At 36.2% G+C, this 23,415-nt stretch carries 28 protein-coding genes and 1 pseudogene; 6 read left to right on the forward strand and 23 right to left on the reverse strand.

Going from position 1 to position 23,415, the window contains the following annotated elements:
- Positions 1–138: 138 nt before the first annotated feature.
- Both PQF83_RS20130 and PQF83_RS20135 read left to right on the forward strand, forming a co-directional pair.
- Positions 139–642 carry a MarR family winged helix-turn-helix transcriptional regulator gene (locus tag PQF83_RS20130; RefSeq protein ID WP_000420689.1) on the forward strand — a complete coding sequence of 168 codons (504 nt, stop codon included), beginning with the start codon at positions 139–141 and terminating at the stop codon, positions 640–642.
- 159 nt (positions 643–801) lie between these two features.
- Positions 802–1,141: pseudogene (locus PQF83_RS20135) on the forward strand (winged helix-turn-helix transcriptional regulator).
- A gap of 33 nt (positions 1,142–1,174) precedes the next feature.
- Here PQF83_RS20135 and PQF83_RS20140 read toward each other — a convergent pair.
- From PQF83_RS20140 to PQF83_RS20165, 6 genes are all read right to left on the reverse strand, one after another.
- Entirely contained in the window at positions 1,175–2,377 is a 1,203-nt protein-coding gene (locus tag PQF83_RS20140) for an MFS transporter (protein ID WP_000742938.1), read from the reverse strand.
- Between the two features lie 212 nt (positions 2,378–2,589).
- On the reverse strand, positions 2,590–3,168 hold the full coding sequence (locus PQF83_RS20145) for a TetR family transcriptional regulator (protein ID WP_002163739.1): 579 nt from the start codon (positions 3,166–3,168) through the stop codon (positions 2,590–2,592).
- Between the two features lie 152 nt (positions 3,169–3,320).
- Positions 3,321–3,635, reverse strand: a complete 315-nt coding sequence (locus PQF83_RS20150; protein ID WP_000539674.1) for a DMT family transporter — start codon at positions 3,633–3,635, stop codon at positions 3,321–3,323.
- A 2-nt stretch (positions 3,636–3,637) separates the two neighbouring features.
- The gene (locus PQF83_RS20155) at positions 3,638–3,982 is read right to left on the reverse strand and encodes a DMT family transporter (RefSeq protein WP_000790625.1); all 345 of its coding nucleotides are present in this window, start codon (positions 3,980–3,982) and stop codon (positions 3,638–3,640) included.
- Positions 3,983–4,339: 357 nt separating this feature from the next.
- Complete coding sequence (locus tag PQF83_RS20160) at positions 4,340–4,795, reverse strand: N-acetyltransferase (RefSeq protein ID WP_000686658.1); 456 nt, start codon at positions 4,793–4,795, stop codon at positions 4,340–4,342.
- A 128-nt stretch (positions 4,796–4,923) separates the two neighbouring features.
- Positions 4,924–5,418 (reverse strand): Lrp/AsnC family transcriptional regulator, encoded by a 495-nt coding sequence (locus tag PQF83_RS20165; RefSeq protein ID WP_000446092.1) that lies wholly within the window; start codon positions 5,416–5,418, stop codon positions 4,924–4,926.
- 205 nt (positions 5,419–5,623) lie between these two features.
- Between PQF83_RS20165 and PQF83_RS20170 the strand changes: the two genes are divergently transcribed.
- A complete protein-coding gene (locus PQF83_RS20170) occupies positions 5,624–6,535 on the forward strand; it encodes a DMT family transporter (RefSeq protein ID WP_001146278.1) in 912 nt (303 codons plus the stop codon).
- Positions 6,536–6,568: 33 nt separating this feature from the next.
- Here the strand turns inward: PQF83_RS20170 and PQF83_RS20175 are convergent, their stop codons facing one another.
- The 9 genes from PQF83_RS20175 to PQF83_RS20215 form a co-directional block, all read right to left on the reverse strand.
- Entirely contained in the window at positions 6,569–7,051 is a 483-nt protein-coding gene (locus tag PQF83_RS20175) for a DUF6241 domain-containing protein (protein WP_000758766.1), read from the reverse strand.
- Positions 7,052–7,138: 87 nt separating this feature from the next.
- Positions 7,139–7,540 (reverse strand): nuclear transport factor 2 family protein, encoded by a 402-nt coding sequence (locus PQF83_RS20180; protein ID WP_000045917.1) that lies wholly within the window; start codon positions 7,538–7,540, stop codon positions 7,139–7,141.
- Between the two features lie 155 nt (positions 7,541–7,695).
- The gene (locus tag PQF83_RS20185; RefSeq protein ID WP_001077745.1) at positions 7,696–8,100 is read right to left on the reverse strand and encodes a DoxX family protein; all 405 of its coding nucleotides are present in this window, start codon (positions 8,098–8,100) and stop codon (positions 7,696–7,698) included.
- Positions 8,101–8,260: 160 nt separating this feature from the next.
- Positions 8,261–9,325 (reverse strand): DUF871 domain-containing protein, encoded by a 1,065-nt coding sequence (locus tag PQF83_RS20190; RefSeq protein ID WP_000580607.1) that lies wholly within the window; start codon positions 9,323–9,325, stop codon positions 8,261–8,263.
- 48 nt (positions 9,326–9,373) lie between these two features.
- A complete protein-coding gene (locus PQF83_RS20195) occupies positions 9,374–10,738 on the reverse strand; it encodes a PTS transporter subunit EIIC (RefSeq protein WP_000711318.1) in 1,365 nt (454 codons plus the stop codon).
- A gap of 24 nt (positions 10,739–10,762) precedes the next feature.
- Positions 10,763–11,647 carry an N-acetylmuramic acid 6-phosphate etherase gene (gene murQ, locus PQF83_RS20200; protein ID WP_000892362.1) on the reverse strand — a complete coding sequence of 295 codons (885 nt, stop codon included), beginning with the start codon at positions 11,645–11,647 and terminating at the stop codon, positions 10,763–10,765.
- 153 nt (positions 11,648–11,800) lie between these two features.
- Positions 11,801–12,664 (reverse strand): MurR/RpiR family transcriptional regulator, encoded by an 864-nt coding sequence (locus tag PQF83_RS20205; protein WP_000648162.1) that lies wholly within the window; start codon positions 12,662–12,664, stop codon positions 11,801–11,803.
- 29 nt (positions 12,665–12,693) lie between these two features.
- Positions 12,694–13,008, reverse strand: coding sequence for a hypothetical protein (locus PQF83_RS20210; protein WP_001223240.1), 315 nt, complete (start codon positions 13,006–13,008; stop codon positions 12,694–12,696).
- Positions 13,009–13,133: 125 nt separating this feature from the next.
- Positions 13,134–14,339, reverse strand: coding sequence for a cation:proton antiporter (locus tag PQF83_RS20215; protein WP_117611429.1), 1,206 nt, complete (start codon positions 14,337–14,339; stop codon positions 13,134–13,136).
- Positions 14,340–14,519: 180 nt separating this feature from the next.
- On the opposite strand from PQF83_RS20215, the gene PQF83_RS20220 reads away from it, so the two are divergent.
- Positions 14,520–15,923 carry an amino acid permease gene (locus PQF83_RS20220; protein ID WP_000838719.1) on the forward strand — a complete coding sequence of 468 codons (1,404 nt, stop codon included), beginning with the start codon at positions 14,520–14,522 and terminating at the stop codon, positions 15,921–15,923.
- 28 nt (positions 15,924–15,951) lie between these two features.
- Here the strand turns inward: PQF83_RS20220 and PQF83_RS20225 are convergent, their stop codons facing one another.
- The 3 genes from PQF83_RS20225 to PQF83_RS20235 form a co-directional block, all read right to left on the reverse strand.
- A complete protein-coding gene (locus PQF83_RS20225) occupies positions 15,952–16,122 on the reverse strand; it encodes a hypothetical protein (RefSeq protein ID WP_001174836.1) in 171 nt (56 codons plus the stop codon).
- A gap of 12 nt (positions 16,123–16,134) precedes the next feature.
- Complete coding sequence (locus PQF83_RS20230) at positions 16,135–16,338, reverse strand: hypothetical protein (RefSeq protein ID WP_000391504.1); 204 nt, start codon at positions 16,336–16,338, stop codon at positions 16,135–16,137.
- 79 nt (positions 16,339–16,417) lie between these two features.
- Positions 16,418–18,877, reverse strand: a complete 2,460-nt coding sequence (locus PQF83_RS20235) for a LamG-like jellyroll fold domain-containing protein (protein ID WP_000375641.1) — start codon at positions 18,875–18,877, stop codon at positions 16,418–16,420.
- Between the two features lie 355 nt (positions 18,878–19,232).
- Between PQF83_RS20235 and PQF83_RS20240 the strand changes: the two genes are divergently transcribed.
- Positions 19,233–19,658 carry an S-Ena type endospore appendage gene (locus PQF83_RS20240; RefSeq protein WP_000791313.1) on the forward strand — a complete coding sequence of 142 codons (426 nt, stop codon included), beginning with the start codon at positions 19,233–19,235 and terminating at the stop codon, positions 19,656–19,658.
- 56 nt (positions 19,659–19,714) lie between these two features.
- Here the strand turns inward: PQF83_RS20240 and PQF83_RS20245 are convergent, their stop codons facing one another.
- The 4 genes from PQF83_RS20245 to PQF83_RS20260 all read right to left on the reverse strand — a co-directional run bounded on the left by PQF83_RS20245 (position 19,715) and on the right by PQF83_RS20260 (position 21,444).
- The gene (locus PQF83_RS20245; protein WP_000525809.1) at positions 19,715–20,059 is read right to left on the reverse strand and encodes a DUF3992 domain-containing protein; all 345 of its coding nucleotides are present in this window, start codon (positions 20,057–20,059) and stop codon (positions 19,715–19,717) included.
- A 20-nt stretch (positions 20,060–20,079) separates the two neighbouring features.
- Complete coding sequence (locus PQF83_RS20250) at positions 20,080–20,448, reverse strand: DUF3992 domain-containing protein (RefSeq protein ID WP_001277521.1); 369 nt, start codon at positions 20,446–20,448, stop codon at positions 20,080–20,082.
- 98 nt (positions 20,449–20,546) lie between these two features.
- On the reverse strand, positions 20,547–21,152 hold the full coding sequence (locus PQF83_RS20255; RefSeq protein WP_000435019.1) for a DedA family protein: 606 nt from the start codon (positions 21,150–21,152) through the stop codon (positions 20,547–20,549).
- Between the two features lie 10 nt (positions 21,153–21,162).
- Complete coding sequence (locus PQF83_RS20260) at positions 21,163–21,444, reverse strand: YkvA family protein (protein ID WP_000733844.1); 282 nt, start codon at positions 21,442–21,444, stop codon at positions 21,163–21,165.
- Between the two features lie 352 nt (positions 21,445–21,796).
- Between PQF83_RS20260 and ku the strand changes: the two genes are divergently transcribed.
- A complete protein-coding gene (gene ku / locus PQF83_RS20265; RefSeq protein WP_000557757.1) occupies positions 21,797–22,609 on the forward strand; it encodes a non-homologous end joining protein Ku in 813 nt (270 codons plus the stop codon).
- Between the two features lie 17 nt (positions 22,610–22,626).
- On the opposite strand, the gene PQF83_RS20270 is transcribed toward ku, so the two are convergent.
- Complete coding sequence (locus PQF83_RS20270) at positions 22,627–23,406, reverse strand: DUF2935 domain-containing protein (RefSeq protein ID WP_000440969.1); 780 nt, start codon at positions 23,404–23,406, stop codon at positions 22,627–22,629.
- Positions 23,407–23,415: the final 9 nt, after the last annotated feature.

Here is a 23,415-nt window from a genome sequence, read left to right on the forward strand (position 1 = left end):
TTCGAAAATAGTTAGGCGCCTAACTACATTACTTTACTACATCCTCAGAAAAATTGTCAATCATCTTTAAGTCAGGTTGTATTATGATATTAACTCCTTTATAATCGTGTCATAACTAACGAACGGGAGCTTATTTTAATGGAATTAAAACATTTACCTAAATATAAATATTTAACAGAACACACCGAGACGTATTCCAATATAGATGCCAGTTCTCTTGAATTGTTTTTATCTCTATTTGATATATCAAAAAAAATGAATCATGTGATGGAGCGTTACTTTGCAGGCAGAGGGCTGTCTGAAGGAAAATTCAAAATCCTGATGCTACTCTTCGACGCAAAAGACCACTCGTTAAGTCCGACAGAACTTGCAAAGCAATCAAACGTTACGAAAGCAACGATTACAGGTTTGCTGGACGGGCTGGTGAGGGACGGTTTTGTCAGCCGCACGCATCAAAATAAGGATAAACGAAAAATCAGCATTGAACTGACAAAAGAGGGAAAAGAACAACTGAAACAATTTCTACCCGGTCATTTCAGTAAAATCTCTGCGGTAATGGAAAACTACAGCGATGAGGAAAAAGAAATGTTTATCAATATCCTGGGAGATCTATTTGAAAAACTGAGCGTGTTTAAAGACTAAAACGCATTTTTTTGGTCCCGCCACATCGTTATTCAGCTGAAATTTTATAGTATATAGTACCCCTAGAACGAAATTTTGTACTAACTTGTAATAAAATATTCATTTTTTCATTTTGAGGGTATTTGTATTGCTTAGGTTGATGGCGGTGAGGCTAGTTCCATGAACGATATAAATCCAGTTGAATTAACGAAAGGTTTACCTGGCATACCTTGTGCCCTATCGCTAAAACGATTGATGTAATTCGTACAAAATGGACGTTTTTAATCATCCGTGACCTTCTTATCGAAGGAACATTACACTTTAGTGATTTACAAAATCAATGGACGGCATTAGTCCGAAAACATTATTGCTTCAACTAAAAGAATTAGAAGCTCAAGACATTATAACGAGAAAAGTATATCCAGAAGTTCCGCCTCGTGTAGAGTACACATTAACGGATAAAGGAAAGCAATTAGAGAGGATTTTTATTGAATTAAAACGATTTAGATTAAGTTTATAAAACAAAAACCCCTTACCGTTGTAAGGGGTTTGATTACTTCGCAAAACTTTCAGCTAACTGTTTCTCTCTCCACATAAATGTAATAGCGAGACCAACTATTAAGACAACTCCTGAAAATGCATATGGATAATGAATATTCATATCAAATAATATTCCGCCCATCGCTGGTCCTGCTATATTTCCTAAACTCGTATAAGTCGAGTTCATACCAGCAACGAATCCTTGCTCTTTTCCAGCTGCTTTTGATAAAAACGTCGTTAAAGCTGGGCGAAGCAAATCAAATGCAAGGAAAATGAAGCACGTAACGAGAAGTACAATCCAATAATTAAAGACTACAGTTGAAATGAACGCTAATACTGCACCTACAATTAAACAGATTTGAATTAACACTTTTTCACCGAACATATCAACTAATTTTCCAAACATAAATACTTGCACAACTACCCCAAAGATTGAACTAATTGTAATAATTGCCGCGATATCTTTCGGTGTGAATCCAAACTTATGATCAGAAAACAGACTGAACACCGTTTCATACGCCGATAAACCGAACGCAAGTACAAATACGATAATAAATGCAATTGCATACATTGGATGTAATGATTTCTTTAAATCACCAATAAAGCTTGATTCTTTCGTATTAGAAGAAATCTCTGCAAGCTCTTCTTTCGTTAACGGTTCTTTTAAAATAAAGATCGAAATGACACATGCTATAAAAGCAATTGCAGCTGCAACGAAAAACGGTACACGTATACCGTATTCTGCAATAAATCCGCCGATTCCAGGTCCTATAATAAAGCCGGTACTAATAGCAGCAGATAAATATCCCATCGCCTTTGGACGTTCCTGTATAGATGTAATATCCGCAACATATGCCGTAACACCAGGCATAATAAACGCAGCACTAATTCCGCCTAACACCCTCGCTGCATAGAGCATCCATACATCTGTTCCTAATCCAAAAAGAAGCTCTGAAACACCAAAAATAAATAATCCAATGATTATCATTTTCTTCCTACCATAAAGGTCGACCCACCGGCCTGTAATAGGTGAAGCAATAAGCTGAGCCATTGCAAACACTGCAACGAGATATCCCATCGTCTTACCTGTTAAACCCATATCATTCATAAAGGACGGCATAACCGGAATGATTAATCCAATCCCTAAAAAAGCGATAAATATATTACTCAAAAGAATGACCAATACCATCTTTTGTTCTTTTATCGGTTTCTTCACTTTCAACACCTCTTCCCGTAAGCTCCCCTCAAAAAAATAATGCCCAAGAAGCTTTTTCTTTATCCTGCTATTTGTGGGCTAATCATGAGTAGAGATGCCCCTACTCGTTAGAATTTCGCTGTATCCTTCCACACATACATACGCATTAGGTGAATGACTATCATTCAGTTTTCCTCAAAAATGAACCTACCTTCTCAGACAGGTTCATCTCACTATTTCTTTATATGTAATGCATGTGTTAAAAAATCTAGTACTTCTGCCTTTTGTAACTCGACTTGCTCATCATCTTTATGATCATATAAATACACTTGCTCCGCTGCTGATTCAACTAGAGCGATAAATAACTTCGCTGTTCGCTCTGCGTGAACCGAATCACGAATTTCACCCGCTTCTTTCGCCTCATTTAAAAATTCACTTAGCCACATATAAAGAGGCTCATACACAGCTTCCCATTCTTTTATATGTTCTGTAGATGCAAGACCCGCATACATTAAAGCTTGTATTTCACGATATTCCTCTATGAAGTGAAACACCGCATCTATTACTTGCGTTACTTTACTTGAGAAAGGCGCATCGTTTTGCACTTTTTCTTTTACTGCAAGTATCATCTTTTCAACCATCACTTCTGCTATTGCAGGCATAACAGATAACTTAGAAGGAAAATATAAATAGAAAGTTCCTTGTGCAATGCCAGCTAATTTCACGATATCAGAAATCTTCGTTTTTTCAACGCCCTTTTCCTGAAACACTTCAATCGCTGCATAGACAATTTTCTCTTTTTTATTCATCATCTAAACCCTTTCACACGCGTATTGAATGACTGTCACTCATTTTATAAGATAATCGATTGTACTGTCAATGATAGTGAACTTTGCGAGGAAATCATTTTTTTCATAATAAAATCTCCTAACAAAAAATTAGGAGATAAAAATGCCAAATACCTTTAAGAAAGAGCCTTTAACCCTGTCACGCCGCATACAATAAGAGCTACACTAATGATACGTGCTTTACTTTTCGACTCACCAAACAGGAACATGTTTAATAAAACGGCACCTGCTGTTCCAATACCAATCCAAACCGCATACGCGACACTTACTTGTAAAAATAAGAAAGATGTATACAAGAATGCAAAGGATGTAGCAAACCCGCCTATATAAAGAGCCCCATTTGCTAATGTTTTATCTTTACTATACATTTTAAGACCGATTACACCGACTATTTCACTAATTGCAGCACAAAATACGAAAAACCAACCCATCTTTAAGCAGCTCCTTCCATAGTATCTTCTTTATTATCAGCTAGCTTTAAACCGATAACGCCAGCTACAACCATCACGATAAAGAATAATTTTCCTACACTGAAACTCCCGCCGAAAAGGAATACATCCATTAAGAAAGTACCTACCGTACCAGCTCCGGCGAAAACAGCATATACAGTCCCTGTTGCAAGATGTTCACACGCTTTAGAAAGGAAGTGAAAATCAACAGCGATAACTCCTAAAATAATAATCCAATGCCACCAAGTATTCGCTGTATTAAAACCAAACACCCAAAAAATTTCAAAGATACATGTTAATATGACATATAACCAAGCTTTATTTTTCATACCTCTCACCTCTTATGACTGACTATCAGTCATTTTTATTTTAAAAAAATATGCTCTTTCATCCCTACTATATATAAACAACTATCATCCTCATTTACTTTTATATTTATTCCGTTTTCAAACTAACTACATCCTTCCAAAGAAGAAATGACTGAATGTCATTCATATATATTGTACATGAATATTTTAAAAACTGTCAATGCCGAAAGTTTATTTAAAATTTCTTTCATCCGATTTGTATATTTCCTAATAATCTGTCAATACTGCTAGTAACATAATATTTTCTCCACTCCCCCTTGGAGAGATCCCTTGAATAGAGCAGTTAGCTTTTGCTAGCTGCTCTTCTTTACATTTATTTCACCTAACATACCGAATCATCGCCACCTCATCACAATAATCAACCTTTGGACAATGTCTACAATCAATCCATACTTTTTCTGGTAATGCATCTCTATTCACAAAAACAAACCCGCACTTTTGAAAAAATTCCGTTTCATATGTTAAAGAAATAACTCTACTCACTTTTATTTTCGCCGCCTCATTTATTACATGGTTTACTAACATACGTCCGATCCCTTTTCCTGCATATGTATGCGAAACGACTAAAGATCGTACTTCTGCAAGATCCTCTCCTAACACATGTAAACCAGCAACTCCGACGATTTCTCCCTCTTCTTTCATAACATATAAACATTGTAAATATTGATAGAGAGACAAAAGAGAACGCGGTAAAACCACTCCCTCTTTTGCATAAATCTCAATAAGACTATAAATTTCTTTCACATCACTCGTAACCGCATTACAGATTTTCATATGCTATCCCCTTGCCCCCGATATTAATATTTATAACTCGAAATGAATTTTAATACATAATTTTATATAATAATACATCTCTCTTTTCTTCTCGTCAATCACTTTATACAAACAAAAAACCAAGCAATCTAATCGATGCTCGGTTCCTCATTTCGTATCGGTAATACCGTCGAATATTTAATTTCACGAAGTGCTAAACTCGTCTGTATCTTTGTAATACCAAGCTTATTCAGCTTTCTAATAAACTGCTCTAATTCTTTACGATCACGATTTGCGACCTTTAATAAATAATCATATTCTCCTGTTAAGCAGTGACATTCTAACACTTCAGGCATCGCTTCTAATTCTTTTTCCAACACTTCCAACTTGTCAAATTGATGAATATTCGTACTCATAAAAATGAAGCATAACAAGTCAAAACCAAGCTTCTCTTGATTTAAAATAGCTACTTGCTTATCAATGAATCCTTCTCCATCTAATCTTTTTATTCTTGCATGCATTGCAGCTGGTGATAAATTAACACGTCGTGCAAGCTCTGCATTACTTACTTGTGACTCCTTCTGCAATATATCTAAAATTTGGACATCTAGATCATCCAACACTTTAATAACAGACGACTCCATTATAATTCCCCCTTTTTTCTTACCGATGATTATTCGAAAAAACACCTTATAACTTATATAAAACTGAACATCCTTCTTTAAATATCATTCACAGCAAAACATTTTATCGATTTTTATCCATTATACAAAAGAATATATTACACAATAAAGAAAAATGCTAAAATTATTTACAATTCACATTGATTACAACAAAGGGGATTTTAATATGCCTTATTTTTATGTCTTTTTACTATTACTAACGAGCTTATTATGGGGAGGAAACTTTGTCGTTGGAAAATCACTTGTTGATCACGCATCTCCAATGACACTTACAAGTTTAAGATGGATGATTGCGATTGTTTGTTTATTACCAATGGTATGGTTTAAAGAAAAGAAAATCATTCCACCACGCGCTGCGATACTTCCGTTAATATTGATGGGAATTTCAGGGGTTGCTCTTTTTAACATCTTTCAATTTTTAGCATTAGAAAAAACATCCGCAACAAATGTAGGGCTTATTTCTACATTAAACGCGATTTCTATTGCACTATTTTCTGTCTTATTTCTAAAAGAAAAAGTAAATACACTTCAAATTCTATCCATGATTCTTTCATTCTTTGGAGTTATTCTTGTCCTATTAAAAGGTAACTTTGCACTTTTATTTTCACTACATTTTAATAGTGGTGACTTATGGATGATTGCCGCTGTTTGCATTTGGGGAATGTATTCTGTTTGTAGTAAATGGGCAACAAAAACAACGACACCGCTTATGGCGACGCTTTACTCTGGTATTTTCGGCGTTATTTTATTACTGCCATTTAACATAGGAAGCTTCACTGTTACAAATATCAACACTTCTTTTATAACATCACTTTTATATACTGGACTCATTTCCACAGTTCTTTGTATGGTATTTTGGAATGTTGGCGTACAAAAATTAGGAGCAACTACATCCGGCATTTTTCTAAACTTCAATCCCATTTTCACAGCTATTTTAGCATTCCTTTTCCTCGGAGAAGAATTAACGTGGATTCAAATTTTAGGGACAATGATCGTTGTGACAGGATGTTATTTATTTTCCCATTTCAAAACAGTTGCTGTTCAGCCAACTAGAGCTTTAATGCGAAAACATTCTTAATCCAAAAACATCGCCAGCGAAGTGGCGATGTTTTTATTTACGTTTCATTTCTTTCACATATTGCTTTTCTTCTTCTGGCGATAAACGTTCTGTCGCCTTTCCAGTATCACCACCTTGAATTTCCCACAAAAAGTTATGCTCCTCAACCGTTTGTGAAAAATCCCCTTTCTCCCAGCGCTCCAAAGTAGAAAGTAACTCTGACTTATATTTAAAATTCGTACCGCTTTCTACTGCGTTCTTCGCACCACGAATTTCCTTATTTGTCATTTCAATAAATCCCCATTTTTCAGAGGATTTCACTTTTTGATGTACCATCCTATGCATTGTAGAAATAATTTCAGCTTCACTAACTTGTTGCTTCTCTTCCTCTGCTTTCTTTCCTTGTTGTCCCATTACTTTTTGCGCTTTAAGACTCTTCTCCTCTTCTTCTATATAATTAACACCTTTAGTAACACCGAATACAGCTCCTATCGCAATTACGATCACTGTAATTGTCCCTATAATCCATTTTTTCATATTATGTATTCCCCATTCCCCTAATAATCACATAAACAAATGGAATCGCCTGCACACAGTCGATTCCATTTGTTTCCTTATTTTATTTTAAACCTTAAGCGCTTCTCGCACAATATAACTATCCACACATTGCTTGAATTTTATGATTTTTCCATTTTCAAGTTGCCATACATGAACAAATTCTGCTTCAAATGATTTTCCCGTTTTTTTATAAACTCCAGAATATATACCTTCAGCAATAATTACATCTTTTCCGTTTACTTCATGGTATGTATTTACACTTGCTTTATAATCATCCCATTCTGATCCTAATCGGCTAAATACATTTTCCATAATCGCTTCTACACCTATATAAGTCCCACCGTACGGGAACCCTTCTGCCTCTGTCCATTCTACTTTTTCAGAGAGGGCTTCTGCTAAATGTTTTGCATTCGAAGAAGCTGATCCTTCATACGTACTTCGAATTATTTCTAAATTTGATTTAGACATATTACTTCCTCCCGTTTCATTTATTTTCGGGCAAGTTGTAACCAAAATAATTACAACCTACCCAAAAAAATATTTAAATTGTTTTATTCTTAATCTACACGTTGTAATCATTATAGTTACAATGATCCTTTAAGTCAACAATTTATAAATAAAATCTACTTCGTTTTCATTACTTTCTCTTTTATGAAACGGTCTACATATCCTTCTGCTTTTACAACGAATAAATACGCACCCATTGATAATAATGCAAGGTCTAATTCATATCCTGGATTCTTTCCATCTCCTAATAAACCTGCTGCTCCATTTACCTTTACGATAGCTCCAGCTAAAATAAGAGCGAATAACAATCCTACATACTTTACGCCTAAACCGATAATTAATAATATACCACCAACTAATTCAACTGTTGCTACGCCATACGCTAGACCACCCGGTAAGCCAATGCTTGTAAACCAGCCTGCTACGTTATCGATACCTGATTGAAACTTCGCTAAACCATGTGCAAAGAACGTTACTCCTAACACGATACGAATAATTAAATTCCCAATATATTGATTCATTTTTTTCTCTCCTTTTTGTTTTGTTATGGTGAACTTTTATTTACAAGTCAAAACAATACGGTATTTCATTTCATTCGTCAAATACTTTTTTAAAGAAAACAAAAAACATTATCCCTTTTACGGATAATGTTTTCCTACAAAGTAGCGTTAATTCAAGCTTTTACTCTATCGCACAAAAAAGTTGAAACATTTTTCCAGCGCCAACATACGGCAATAAAGAAATATCCTCTTCTACAACCATGCCAACAACGTTCACTTTCTCATCTACAGGCAAATCATGTATAGCAACTTGCATCTCTCCTGCATATCTACCGTACAATTCATTATCAATTGTAATGCTGCCTTTCTTTCTTACAATTGCATTCATTGGCTGTAAAATCACTTTATGTTCTTCTCGTGATTCTACAGACCGAATGACATCACGGGCTGGATCCAGCCTATTTGTATGCACTTGCTCCACCACTTTTAATACTTCATTATCAGTTATAAATGATTTGTAACGCAATGGAATAATCCCTCTACTCGCACTCGCTATCTCTTGTACACTTTCTACACTTCCGCTTATATCCCCGATTAACACTTTATCAACACCACAATGTTGTACAAGTTCTAAGTACGCTTCGAGCGGTCTCATATAACGATGCTTTTCTAGCGTCGGTAAGCCTTCATATAGTGGACCACGCTTTTCACCATCTCCCGGAATAAATGCCATCGTTTTTATTCCGCACTCATGCAAGTATTGGTTTTGTTTTTGTAAAAAGGACTTTGCTAGTCCTGTTTCTGGACGCGGGTAAAAATTATGCCACGCTTCTACATTCTCGACCCGTATCTTTTCAGTAATTAACTCTTTCCAAAATGAATCTGTAATCGTGCTCGCATTTAAAGCTACTTTCATCTTGTGAGATACGCGTGCGATTTCTTTTGGCGCAATGCCGTAGTCCATTCTTAAGCCTGTAATACCCCAGTCCAGTAGATCCTCCACATTTTCATACGTCATCCCTAAATGGTGTAACGATTTTGGAGAAACATCGACCATTAATTCCATGTTATTTTCAAGAGCTTGTTTCCCAAGTATTTGAATTAGCTCTTTATACGTACCAGGGTCATCTTCAGGAATGTGCAATGATGTAAAAATAGATGAAAACCCGTTTTCCTTCGCTACTTTTAGCCACTCTTCTTGCTTCTTTACTCGTTCTTTTGCAAGGTAAATTGAAACTCCAATCATATGAATCTCCCTTTCTATAAATAGAAAAAGAGAAAGGAATCCCTTTCTCTATATGTTTTCTGCCATTTCTTCTTTAAATCCGAAGAAGTACGTAAAGATGAATCCGAACGTATATGCCACTACTAATCCAAGGAAATATAATAAATATTTATTATCAGCAATTAACGGAATTAATGATAATCCTGATACACCAATTCCGAGTGCAGCTGTTTTCATAACTGCTTGGAACGCACCGCCAACTGCTGCTCCTAAACAAGCTGTAAGAAACGGTTTTCCCAGTGGTAATGTAACCCCGTATAATAACGGTTCACCAATTCCTAAAAATCCAACTGGTAATGCCCCTTTAATTACGTTACGCAGTCGTTTGTTTTTTGTTTTTACAAAAATAGCAATCGCTGCTCCTACTTGCCCAGCGCCAGCCATTGCAAGTACCGGTAATAAAGGCGTTACGTGCGTTTGATTAATAAACTCCATGTGAATCGGTGTTAAACCGTGATGTAATCCGACCATAACGAGCGGTAAAAATGTTCCAGCAAGTACTGCCCCAGCAAACGCTCCGCCAATACTTAAAATACCATTAATTCCGCTCGTAATTCCTTCAGATAAGAAACCTGCTACCGGCTGAATTGCTAACATCGTTACGATACTTACGACTAACACAGTAATAAGTGGCGTTATGATAATATCAACTGCATTTGGTACAGCTTTTCGAACTTGTCTTTCCACTACAACCATAAGCCACGCTGCAAAAATAACGGCAAACAATCCGCCCCGTCCGGGTACGAGCGCTTCACCGAATAATTTTACATTCGCCATCGCCGGGTTAAAAATTAAAATACCAGCAATCGCCCCAAGAACTGGAGTCCCGCCAAACTCTTTCGCTGTATTCCAGCCGACTAAAATGCCTAAGAATGTAAAGATACCGCCGCCAATAAGTAATAACATTTGTAGCCACGTTGCATTCGGATCAGCACCTGCGTTTTTCGCAAAGTTAGCAACCCCGTTTATAATACCTGACGCAACAAGACCCGGAATTAACGGAATGAAAATACTTCCTATTTTTCTTAAAAAGTTTTTCACCGGTGTATTATTTTTCTTTTTAATCTCTGACTTCATCTCTTGCCCAAGATCTTCAAGGTGATGATCTGCCACCTCACCAATTCGCAGTCCCGTTAAACCTTCCATCTCTGCTGCTACTTTATTTACCGTTCCCGGACCAACGACAACTTGAAGCGTCTCATCTTCAATAACGCCCATAACCCCTTCAACCTTTTTCAAAAGGTCCATGTTCACTTTACTTTCATCATGAAGCGTTAATCGTAGTCTCGTCATACAATGAGCAATGCCACGAATATTTTTTACTCCCCCAAGTTGCTCTGAAATTTCTCTGGCCATTCTCTCTTCTTTCTTCATAATAGAATCCCCCTCCCTATTATTTTATAGTGCCTTCTTCACAAACCCTTTCGCTTCTTTTAGTTTCTCCAGTGCTTCCCCATACTCACACTGCAATAACACCATAACAATCGCAGCTTTCACGTTACGTTCTGCTTTTTCATAATGCTCTGCCGCTACTTCATAACTAACACCTGTTGCTTCCACAATAATTCGTTTTGATCGTTCTATTAACTTTTCATTTGTAGATTGAACATCTACCATCAAGTTTTTATATACTTTCCCTACACCAATCATAGATGCTGTTGAAATCATATTGAGCACTAGTTTTTGCGCTGTACCAGCTTTCAAACGCGTTGATCCTGTTAAAATTTCTGCGCCTGTTTCTACTTCCACGTTTAGTTTTGCATATTTACTTATTTCAGCATTTTTATTACAGGAGATACTAGCTGTACTCGCTCCTACGCTATTCGCGTACTTCAAGCCACCAATAACATAAGGAGTTCGACCACTTGCTGCAATTCCAATCACTGTATCTTTCTCATTTAATCCAATACTTTTCAAATCTTCTTCTGCTAATTCTTCGCGATCTTCTGCACCTTCTACCGCTTTAGTAAACGCTTTCAATCCACCTGCTATAAATCCTTGCACCATTTTATCGTCTGTGCCAAATGTCGGCGGACATTCCACTGCGTCCAAAATACCTAAACGGCCACTCGTACCAGCCCCAATGTAAATTAATCGGCCCTCTTCTTCGAAAGATTGAATAACAGCCCCTACAACCTTTTCAATTTGTTCTATTTCATTTTCAACTGCTAATGCAACAGTTCGATCTTCTTCATTCATACTTTGCAAAACTTCTTTTATGCTCATCTCATCTAAATTCATCGTCTTCTCATTGCGATGTTCTGTCGATAAATTTTCTAACATATTCCCACCTACTTTGAAATTTAATTTCATACTTTCATTATAACTTTAAGAAATTTAAAATCAATATCACTTTATTATTTTATGAAATTTAATTTCTTTTCATGACGAATTTATGTCCGTCCGTATGCAAAAAAGATGGGTTTCCCCATCTTTTCATTTCAGCTTCCGTAATCGCAAAGCTTCTTCTCTTGTATCCATAAATTGATCTAGCACTTTATTACCAATGCGATTAAAGGTAATCACATATAGAGCATCTATCATGTTCAATTGCGTCATTCTTGAAGCAATACTTGCAATACGATGATCTTGTTCTACATCTGGCATACAAAGGCGAATATCCGCCTCTTTATATAACGGTGATGATTGATCAAGCTTTGTAATTGCAATAACTGTTGCACCTTGTCTCTTCGCATATTGCGCCATTTCAAGTACATCTTTCGTACGACCAGATGTTGAAATCGCCACAAATATATCGCCTTCTTTTAAATTCGTCACAAGCGGCAACATCATATGAAAATCAGATAGCATCATCGCTGTAAATCCGAGTCTTGTAAATTTATAAGCCCCGTCCATTGCTGGAGTTGCTGATCCACCTACTCCGTAAAATATAATTTTATCCGCATTTACAATACGATCCGCTGCTTTCTCAAGCTCCTTCTTATCAATAGCCGTAACGCTCGCCTCAATTGCAGCTTTATTCACATATGTAACTTTATTAAACAAGTCGTACGGGCCATCTTCCGTATTCATCACTGAAAAATCATTAATATTATAATCAGCAATCGTTAATTCACGAACGAGCGCGATTTTAAATGCTTTAAAGCTCCCAATCCCAATCGACTTACAAAAACGAACAACACTCGCTTCACTTGCACCTGCATTCGTTGACACTTCTTTCGTCGTTAAGTTCGGAACAATCTCTGCATTCTCCATTATGTACATGGCAACCTTTTTTTCAGCTGGTGAAAATTGATCCATATTACTTTCAATTTTAAATAGTAATGTTGAAGCTTTCACTATTTAACCTCCACTTCTTACGGTTGCGTTCACTTATTTTCTCTTGCTTCAAGAAGGTAAAAACCATCATCGCCAGGAGGATGAAACACATTTACAATGCGATTCCCTTTTTGATAAACAGTTCTTTCCCCTTCTGTCCACTTCTTTTCCCAACCGTTCATCCAAATCGCAACATCAGGTAAAAAAGCAGTATATTTCAGCTTCTGATCGTACTCACCATCTGCTTCTTCCGAGAAAATAGAAACCGGAAAATCTTTCACTTTTGATTCTTTCCATGCAGTAAATGGTATGCACAATAAAAGAAGTATAATTACACCTATAATCTTTTCCTTCGTAATCCTCAAACACATCCCTCTCCTTGTCATATCACATACATAGATTTTACCATAATTACAAACCTTTCATGCCACATGACTATTGCTTTTCCAATAAAAAAAGAGCTTACCCACATCAGATAAGCTCTTCCTCTCTATACAAAATACTTCTTCAAAAGCGGCGGGGTAATAATCGTTGTCAATATAACAACAATAACAATCGCTGTGAAATTTTCTTTCGCTAATAAATTCGCCGTAAGTCCATTCGCTGCGATGATAAGTGCTACTTCACCACGCGATACCATTCCCGCACCAATACTAATAGAAGATTGAAGATTGAATCCTGTTAGTCTTGCTCCTAAACCGGATCCAATTAACTTTGTGAAAATCGCAATAAGCGTCATGATGATAATGAACCAAAGTTGGCTTCCGATACCTTGAAATGTAATTTCCATTCCGATACTTACGAAGAACACCGGTACAAATATTGCATACGCAATCGGTTCAATTTTATGTTCTACTTCGTGCTTATACTCTGTTTGAGAAATGGCAATTCCGGCTGCAAATGCTCCAATAATGCCTGCAATTCCCATCATTTCACTGTAATAAGAAAAAGAGAAGCAAATAATAAGAGCCGCGCTAATTAACGCTTCTGTTACACGAAGCGGCACGAGCATTTTCATAATCCAAGGAACAACTTTCCATGCAATAAAAACAATGCTAACAAAGAAGATAATTTTCTTTACGATAACAAGTGTTATATTCACATCTTGCGTTCCTAAAAAGCTCATAACAAACGCTAATAAAATAACGACGATGACGTCATCAAATACGGCAGCACCTAAAATCGTTGTACTTTCTCTCGTATTCATTTTCCCTAAATCTCTTAGCGTTTGCACTGTAATACTAACTGACGTTGCGCAAAGTAATAATCCTAAAAAAATGGCATGAGATTGTATTAATCCAAACAGCAATCCTGTTACATAACCACCTATGAAAGGAAAAATAATTCCACCAGCTGCTACTGCAAATGACGATTTCAAATTCCGATTTAACTCTTCTAAATCTGTTTCAAGTCCAGCCATAAACATAAGTAGCAAAACACCAATCTCACTCAGTTCATCGATTAATTCAGAACTATTTATAATACCAAGTACAGCTGGACCGATAATAATACCGATAATTAATTTACCAAGTACAGAAGGCTGGCCAAGCCTCACGCTAATATCACCAGCTAATTTCGTACAAAGTAAAATGACGACAAGTTCAAAATAAAATAACATAACATCTTCTCCTACTTTAACTTTGATCAGTGGGGCGTTAACCCTCGTCCATTCCTGCAAGTAGTTTCTCCTATTCATCCGCATTTTATTTGTCATATTTTCATTTGACAAAATATTCTGAATTATATTAAGATTAATCCAGCAATTTTAAAAAACTATGCACCATAACTGTACCTCCATTTACTTACATACTCTTTTCTAGTGGGCTCATACTACATTCGCAGTTATGGAAATGAAAAAACGGGGGGAGAGTCCAAAGTGAAGTCATTATTACGAAAAAAAGCGCTTAGTACTGAATCACCAAAGCAGCTAGATAGAACATTAACTGCACTCGATTTAACGTTTTTAGGAATTGGCGCCGTAATTGGGACAGGTATATTTGTATTAACAGGTATTGTTGCAGCGAAACATTCTGGTCCTGGTATTATGCTATCATTTCTTATTGCTGCATTTACTTGTGCTTGTGTAGCCTTTTGTTATGCTGAATTTGCTTCTTCTATTCCTGTCTCAGGAAGTGTGTATACTTACGCATACATGACAGTCGGTGAAGTCGTCGCCTTCATCGTCGGATGGTGTTTAATGCTCGAATATTTACTTGCAGTCGCAGCAGTAGCTGTCGGTTGGTCTGGTTATTTACAATCTTTACTACAAGGATTTAACGTCCATCTGCCCGCCATAGTCGCCTCAGCACCTGGCGTAGGAAAAGGTGGTCTCATCGATTTACCAGCTGTTTGTATTTTACTCATCATTACGGGGCTTTTAAGTTTTGGTATACGCGAAAGCGCACGCATTAATAATATTATGGTTCTTATCAAGTTAGCCGTTATTATCGCCTTTATCGTAGCAGGCGCAAAATATGTAAAGCCTGAAAATTGGACGCCGTTCATTCCATTCGGATACGACGGTATTATTACTGGAGCTGCTACTGTATTCTTCGCCTTCTTAGGCTTTGATGCAATCGCAACCGCTGCGGAAGAAACGAAAAAACCACAGCGCGATTTACCAATTGGCATTATCGGTTCCCTTCTTATTTGTACTGTTTTATATATGATTGTATCTTTCGTTTTAACAGGTATGGTTCCTTATACACAATTAGATGTTTCTGATCCAGTTGCATTTGCCTTACATTTCGTTGGCGAGGATACAATTGCAGGACTACTCGCTGTTGGAGCGATGACTGGAATGACAACCGTTCTCTTAGTCGTTATGTATGGACAAGTTCGCGTTTCGTATGCGATGAGCCGTGACGGTTTACTTCCAAAAGCGTTAGCACGTGTAAATAAAAGAGTGAAAATCCCTTTATTAAACACGTGGATTACTGGTGTTGTTGCCGCTTTATTAGCAGGACTTTTAGATCTGCACGTATTAGCGAATTTAGTAAACATCGGGACATTAACAGCCTTCACATTCGTTTGCTGCGCAGTACTTATTTTACGAAAAACACACCCTGACTTAAAACGCGGATTCCGCACACCTTTCGTACCTGTACTACCAGTTGTCGCGATTCTTTGCTGCTTATATTTAATGATCAATTTGTCTAAAACGACATGGATTAGCTTTGCCGTTTGGCTTATAGTCGGCTTATGCTTCTATTTCTTCTACTCTAGAAAGCATAGTCACTTAGCTACCGAAAAAACGAATGATGAAAAGAAAAAAGCATAACAAAATAGCTCGCCGTTTTAGCGGCGAGCTATTTTTCTGTACTATTATATTTTTTCGTTAACGATTGTAAAATGAAAAATATGCCGATGCAAGCTGTAAACGATGCCCAATTTCCTATTGGCGTTGCGTATTTCACAATTCCAATACCTACAAGTAATAGGAAAATAATCACCTGATATATGAGCTTCCACTTTTGCATATATTCCCTCCTTTACTTCGTTCCCTTCTTTTTCTTCTTCCATGCATTTAAACTATCAAAGAAGAAATTAATAAATAACGTGCCTAAACCCGCTAATAAAAACGTCATTAAAAATAGAACCCATATACTTTTTTCTTTTAAGAAATAATATCCTACAAGGAGCACAACCGCGATCCATACATATTCAAGAATTCTTTTTAGCTTTTTCTCTTCCAAATTATTCGCTCCTTCATTCTATGCTATTTTTAGTATAACAAAAAAGAAGCCTATCATGATAAGCTTCTTTTCTTCTCTCTTATTTGTTTATGCTTTTTTCAACAAGTGAAATCGTATACTCTAATGTACGATTCATCGTTTCTACTTGTGCATCTTTTACTTTTACATCTTTCACTACAGCTTCGGCCACTGTAATTTTTTGACTCAGTGCTTTCACTGAACCGTCCGTTACATTTGCAGCTTGCGCTTTTTTCACTACTGCTTTTGCAGATTCAATATTGATTTGTAATTTTTCTTTCGGTGTTTTCGGTTGTTCTACTACTTTAGATTGTACAAATGTTACATTAGCTGTTTTTAATTCGTTATACGTTTGAACGATTTGCTCTCCCGTACTCCCTACATTTTCAAATGCTTGCTTTGCATTATTATAGCTTTTCTCTAATTCTTGAAATGCTTCCTTTGAATATTGACCTGGCTTATCACCAAACTCATACGTACCAGCTAGCACTTCTTTTACTTTTCCAAGCTCTTCAAATAACGCATTTACTTGCTCTAATTTCGTACGGTTAGAAAACTCATTGTACGCCGCTAATACTTCTGAAGAACTTAACGCTTTACTATATAATCTTGCAAGTGCGATTTGTCCATTTAACGGAATACCGCCATTCCCATTGCTATCAGGATCCGCTCCAAGTGCAAATGGTACATTTGGATGATACACTTTTCCTGTAGCCGGTTGGCTATTTACTTTTTTACCATCTACATAAATAGCTACTTCACTTCCGTTATACGTTCCTGTTAAGTGATATGTTTTGTTTGCTTCTAATTGAACGCCAACGCGTTTATAACTGCCGCCAATGTGAGCCCATAATTCAACATATCCACTTCCTGTAGATTCAAAACCAATTCCGCCACTCTCTGTATTTTGCAAAATACCTTGTCCGCGAATTTCATTCATTGAAAATACAGTTTCTAGCGTGAACGTATTTGCTACTTTCTCTTTTTGTGCTGCTGAAAATGGAAGGTATCCAAATGTATTAGCTTGTCCATTCAATTTCATTACATTTGTTTTTAAAGCTTTATCGTATGCAATAGATACATTCCCTTTCACATCGCCCTTCGTTCCAAACGATGAATTATCTTTAAATGTACCATCTAAGAAATTCACATCAAAAACATCTGCCTTTGGCACTTTTACATTCGGATCAATATTATCTTTTTTCGTAGTAACTTCTGCCGTTAACGGCTGCGCACTTTCATTACCGAACGAATCGATTGCAACTACTTCAAGCATATATGTTTTTCCACCATCTAATCCTGCAAGCGTAAACGTAAGATCTTTTGGTACTGGATCACGATAAAACTCTGAGAATGCTAACAATTTATTCTTTATTTCGCCCGTTTGCTTATCTCTAGCTTGTACACGATAAGAATGTACAAGAAGGTTGTCCAATGCTTGTGGAAATGTTACTGTTGCCGCATTTTCTGTTACATTTGATACCGCAAGCTTTGCATCCTTAGCAAAGTATGGCTTTTCTTTATCACGATCTTCTATATGTGTAAATGTGTCTTTCTTTGCTGGTAATTTAATTTTCCAAGGCTCGCCTGTCCAAGAATTTGTATGGAAATCACGGCGATTGATCGTTACTTCTTTATCGTCTACTTCTACTAATAAGCCTTGGCTTAATGTGCTAGCTCCTGGCGGGATATTCCCTTGTACTTTACCACCTTCAACTTCCATGTAACTTATAGAAGATGTACCAACTGATGTAAAGTCTTTTTGATGAATCGATCTTGGATCATCTAACGGATAATGTGAATGACCTGAAAACGTAATAGCCTGCGGATATTCTTTTAATACCGTATTAATTTTTGCGCTATCTTTTGTTCCCCATTCATGACTACCGTAAACTGTCTCTTTAATGTGTTGGTGTAAAAATACGAAAATTGGTTTTTCTGGATCATCTTTTTGTGCCTTTGCCATTTCTTCTTTTAACCAATTAATTTGCTTGTCCGAATAATATCCATGAGTTGTCCCGTCCTCTGGAGACATAACAAGGAAGTGATACCCTTTTACCACTTTATGATAATAAATTGATTCCATTCCTGTCTTTTCTAAGAAACGCTTCTGTGCGCCCTCTACAGATAAACCGTTCCAATAATCATGATTTCCTAGAGAATTCATTCGCACTGCATCTTTATTTGCATTTTCATTATACACTTGCATGAAACGATCATATTGTTGCAGTGATCCTGAATCAGTAAAATCTCCCACAATTACAAACGCATCTTGTTTAGGTGCAAGTGTATTCAGTTGCTCGATTGCTCGTTTCCAGCGAAACGTATCATCTGTTCCACTATTCTTAATATGTACATCACTTACAACCGGAAAAACGATCTTCTTCTCACTCGGTGCCTTTTCTTGCTTCTTCTCTTCCGCTTTAACTGATGTACTCCACGGAAATGATACAAATGCTAATACAAAAACCATTAATAATCCAATAAGACCTTTTACTTTTCGCAAAACCATTCTGTCCACGTGAATCCTCCTCATAATAATCGATTCATTACAAGGGATATTTTATCTAAAGCATATTAATGTCGTTTAAATAACAAATGAATTTTATTAGATTTTTGTAAATATACAGTTAATTAAAGGTTAAGTTCAACTTTCTTCTTACTATTGTATACAACCACTTTTTGTCTAAAAGAGTCTGAGCATTCTTTTCCCATGTCTATCCACATATAATCTTTTCTATAACATGAATAATAATTTAAGGTTTCAGCCTATTAGACAATCTTAATTTTTAACAATTTCTTCTTTTTTTTAACACATCGGCCATGCTTCCACATTTAATAGTAGTAAAAGACTACTTAAAAAGGAGGGGGTTGTATTGAAGAATAAAAAAAACATTGGCTGTTTTGCTCCTTTGTCTATCATTTGCCCAGATCCTTGTCCACCTCCCCCTCCTCCAGATCCAGATTGCGAGCGAGTAACAAATGAATTTGCAGGAAATTTCCTTATAACGAATAACAACATTCCCTCCGCCAAAGATGAATCACAATCGATGATACTGTGGCAAAGTGATGGAATGCTGCCTATATCAGGCACTGTCTCGGTTTACAATAGTACTAGCAGCACAGAAGCAATTACCATTGAAATCGTTGGAGCAGTAACCAATATTTTCACTGTGTTTCCTGGTAATACAATATCGTACACAGGAAAAGACTTACAGTCAGTTAATATTGCTAATATCCAACATAATCCTTCACTATATTTAGAAGGCAAGTACTGTTGCCAATTTACATGTTGTTTATAAAATACCAATCTTATTACTTCCTCAATTAAAAAAGCATACCATTTGCGGTATGCTTTTTATGAAATCGGATAACGTACTGTAATACAAAACTCACCTTGATTAACAGTTGTTCCTGTTGTAGTAATTCGAACAGTCGTAAAATATCGTACAGTGAAAGTACCACTACTTTGTGGTTGTACGGTAATTGTATCAATTACTGTAGCACCTACTAAAAAATCAACTGTAATTGGAGCCGCACCTACATCATATTTCACGTAACCTGAACCATATACTTCTTGCGTGATATTATTTGTATATACAATTTGAGTACCAGCACCTGTAATAGACCAGTCTGTACATACTTGATCTTGTACAAGCGTTTTATTAGAACAACAAGACAAACTGGAACTTCTCATTCCCATTTTAATCCTCTCCTATTCTGCTATGAAAGTGGATAACGTGTTGTAATACAAAATTCTCCCTGATACGTTCCAGCAGGTGTTGCAGGTAACACAACTTGTATAATGTCAAAACGCCGATACGTAAACCCGATACTCGTTCCTGGGTTTAATGTTTGTGTATCTATTACAGTACCAGCAGAATCAAGCGCCTCTACAGTAATTGGTCCTGGTCCAACATCATATTTAACAAAACCAGTCCCCACTACGTTTTGGTTAATATTATTTGTATAGAGAACATTATCAATTGCTGTTGCAACTACAGTAGCAGACCACGGACTACACACTTTATCTTGCACATAATTTTTATCTGGACAACAAGTTAAAGCTGACCCTGAGCAATCACAAGACATAGTTGTTTCCCCTCTCTCTTTTATATTCCCTATATGTGTATGTCCCTCAGAGTCTTTTGCCTGTACTATTCATTTATTTTCAAAAAATATTCAAATGACTAAATAGATTCCGTTCTGTTCCTTTTCTTCATAAATTTATAGATTAAAATACCACCGACAACGATAACTACGACTAGTAATATCGGTAACATATATTGCCCCACAACATCCGCAGCCTTTTCCCAATGTGGACCTAATTTCATTCCAAAATAGACATATAAAGTCGTTAACGGGAACATTGCTACAAATGTATATATACTAAATTTCCATATGTTCATTTTCGCCATACCACATGGAACAGAAATAAGCGTTCGAACGCCAGGTACAAAGCGTCCAACAAATGCTACAACTGGTCCATATTTCTCAAAGAAATCATCTGCTTTTTGAATTTGTTCTTCTTTAATAAAGAAGTATTTCCCGTACTTTATTAATAGAGGACGACCACCGTAATAACCGAGTGCGTATAACGTTAACGGTCCTGTCGTTCCGCCAAGTGTTCCAGCTAATACAGCTAGCCAAAAATTCATATCACCCTCGTATACCCAATACCCAACCATAGGCAAAACGACTTCTGCCGGAATAAATTCAAACGTTAAAGCTAATACAACTCCAAAATAAGAAAACTGCTTTAAAAACTCAATTATATCTAAAATAATTTGCTCCATATTTTAACTCCTATCCTACGTTTACGTTATGCTTTTCTTGTAATTGAACTGGAGCCATTTTTACAATTCGGTTCAAAATAAATAACACAATTCCAATATCATCTAAAATACCGATGAACGGTAAGAAGTCTGGAATTAAATCGAGCGGCATCGCTACATAACCAACTAAAAAAGCAATGGATAAGATTTTCTTCTTTATTGAAACCTCTTTTGAAGTAAAAAAGTCAAATAGGAATGGAACAAATCGGCGAACATGAAATACAACTCTTAATCTACTAATAAGTTTTTTCATTTTTATATCTCCTCTCCTTGTATACAAAAAGGCCCCTACCAAATATGGTAAGGGTCCTAAAAAAGACAATAAGGGGCCTTTACCATTGCTGGTAAAGGTCTCACTAACAACGAAACGTTGCCAATAAAGCCGAGGGTTTCTCCCTGTAATGACGACTTTACTGTAATAAGTTACTCCCCTTTATATACACAATTTTATACAATCACATTAAAATATTTTAGAGGGCTTGTCAATATATTTTATATTCCAATCCCTTTTGCTTACCCTTCCATAAAAAACAAAAAACGTATAGGAAATTTCTTACTATCTCATAATATACATAATCATTTTTGAATGAAAGGAGAGATTTCATTTGCATACCGTATGGAAAGGTGCACTTTCACTTGGACTATTAAATATAGGAATTAAACTATATAGCGCCGTAGAAGAAAACGACATAAAATTTTTAAGCCTCCATAAAGAATGCTTAACACCTATTAAATATAAAAAATTCGCTCCCGATTGTACAGATGAAGAAGTCGATGATAAAGATATTGTAAAAGCCTATGAATACGCACCTCATAAGTACATTATTATGGATGAAAAAGAATTATCTGCGTTGCAAAAAGCTCACGAACCGCGATCTATTCGTATTATATCTTTTATCCAAAATAACGAAATTGATTCTGTTCTCTATGATCGTTCTTATTTTATAGGCCCTACTCCAGGACACGAAAAATCGTATCTATTATTAAAAGAAGCTCTTGAACGTACGAATAAACTTGGTCTTATCCATATTTCCATTAGAAAAAAACAACATTTAGCTATTATCCGTAACTTTGAAGATGGACTTATGTTGCAAACCATTCACTACCCTAATGAAATTCGCGATATAACAAATATACCTAACTTACCAAGTAACGAAAATTATCCGATTCAAAAACAAGAACTCACCGCAGCAATCAACTTAATTCACCACCTTACAAACCCTTTCGAACAAGAGTTATATACAGATGAATATAAAGAAGCCCTTACCGAATTAATAGAAAATAAAATTGAAGAACAGGAAAAAACGGAAACCATCTCTCCTGCTCCAAACATCATCAATATTATGGAGACATTACAGGCAAGTATTGAACAAGCAAAAATAAAAAGAGACAATAAAACAGAAAAAGAGGCCAAATAAAATTGACCTCTTTTTCTTTAAAGCGGATTACATTTCGGCATTTCAAGTCCAGATGATTGAGCTAATTTTAATAAATAATAACATTCTTCCCTTGCCATATGATCTGCCATTCTCGCTGATAATACACTTAATACTTCATTGGACAACTCGAGTTCTTCCACTTCATGTAAAAAATGTGAAAATAATTTCAATTCAAGTGAAACATCTTTTGTAAACTTCTTTAATGCTGGAAAATGATGAAGCTCCGTTCGTAAATATCCAGTCATCTCAACCGCCTTTAAGTAAAATTGTTCAAAATGCTTCGTAAATTCTTCGCTTTTCTCTTTTAATCTTTTTTCAACAAGATCTAACCCACCAGAAATAGAGCCTGCATGACCAGCTGCATCTGTTAACCAAACGAGATGATAATGAAGTTCATGAAAAACAGGTGGAATTTCCCCCTTCTTCAAAAACTCTAAAACCGTTATATACTCTTCCACTTCGTTTACCATATGATTAATAAAAGTCGGCGTAAAATGAATAGTAATTTTCCCTTCCAACTGTTTCTGTATAATATTTAATTTAAACGTCCGAATCTCCTTAGCTGCTTGTTCCGCCTCTTTGGAAAATGCCACGAGATTCACATTACGAACTTTATTTAACAGATTCGTAAATGTTTCAACAAAATAAGTAGCTTTCTTTATATCTTCTTTTTCCTTTGGAGCTAACGCATCAAGTAAAAATTGCGCATGATCACTCAGCACTTTTAGCCAAAATTGATGCTCAAACAACGCACTTTCTTCATAATTTCTCTCCACCAAATCCCC

It is taken from the genome of Bacillus sp. FF-1, assembly GCF_028548245.1.
Lineage (GTDB): Bacteria > Bacillota > Bacilli > Bacillales > Bacillaceae_G > Bacillus_A > Bacillus_A paranthracis.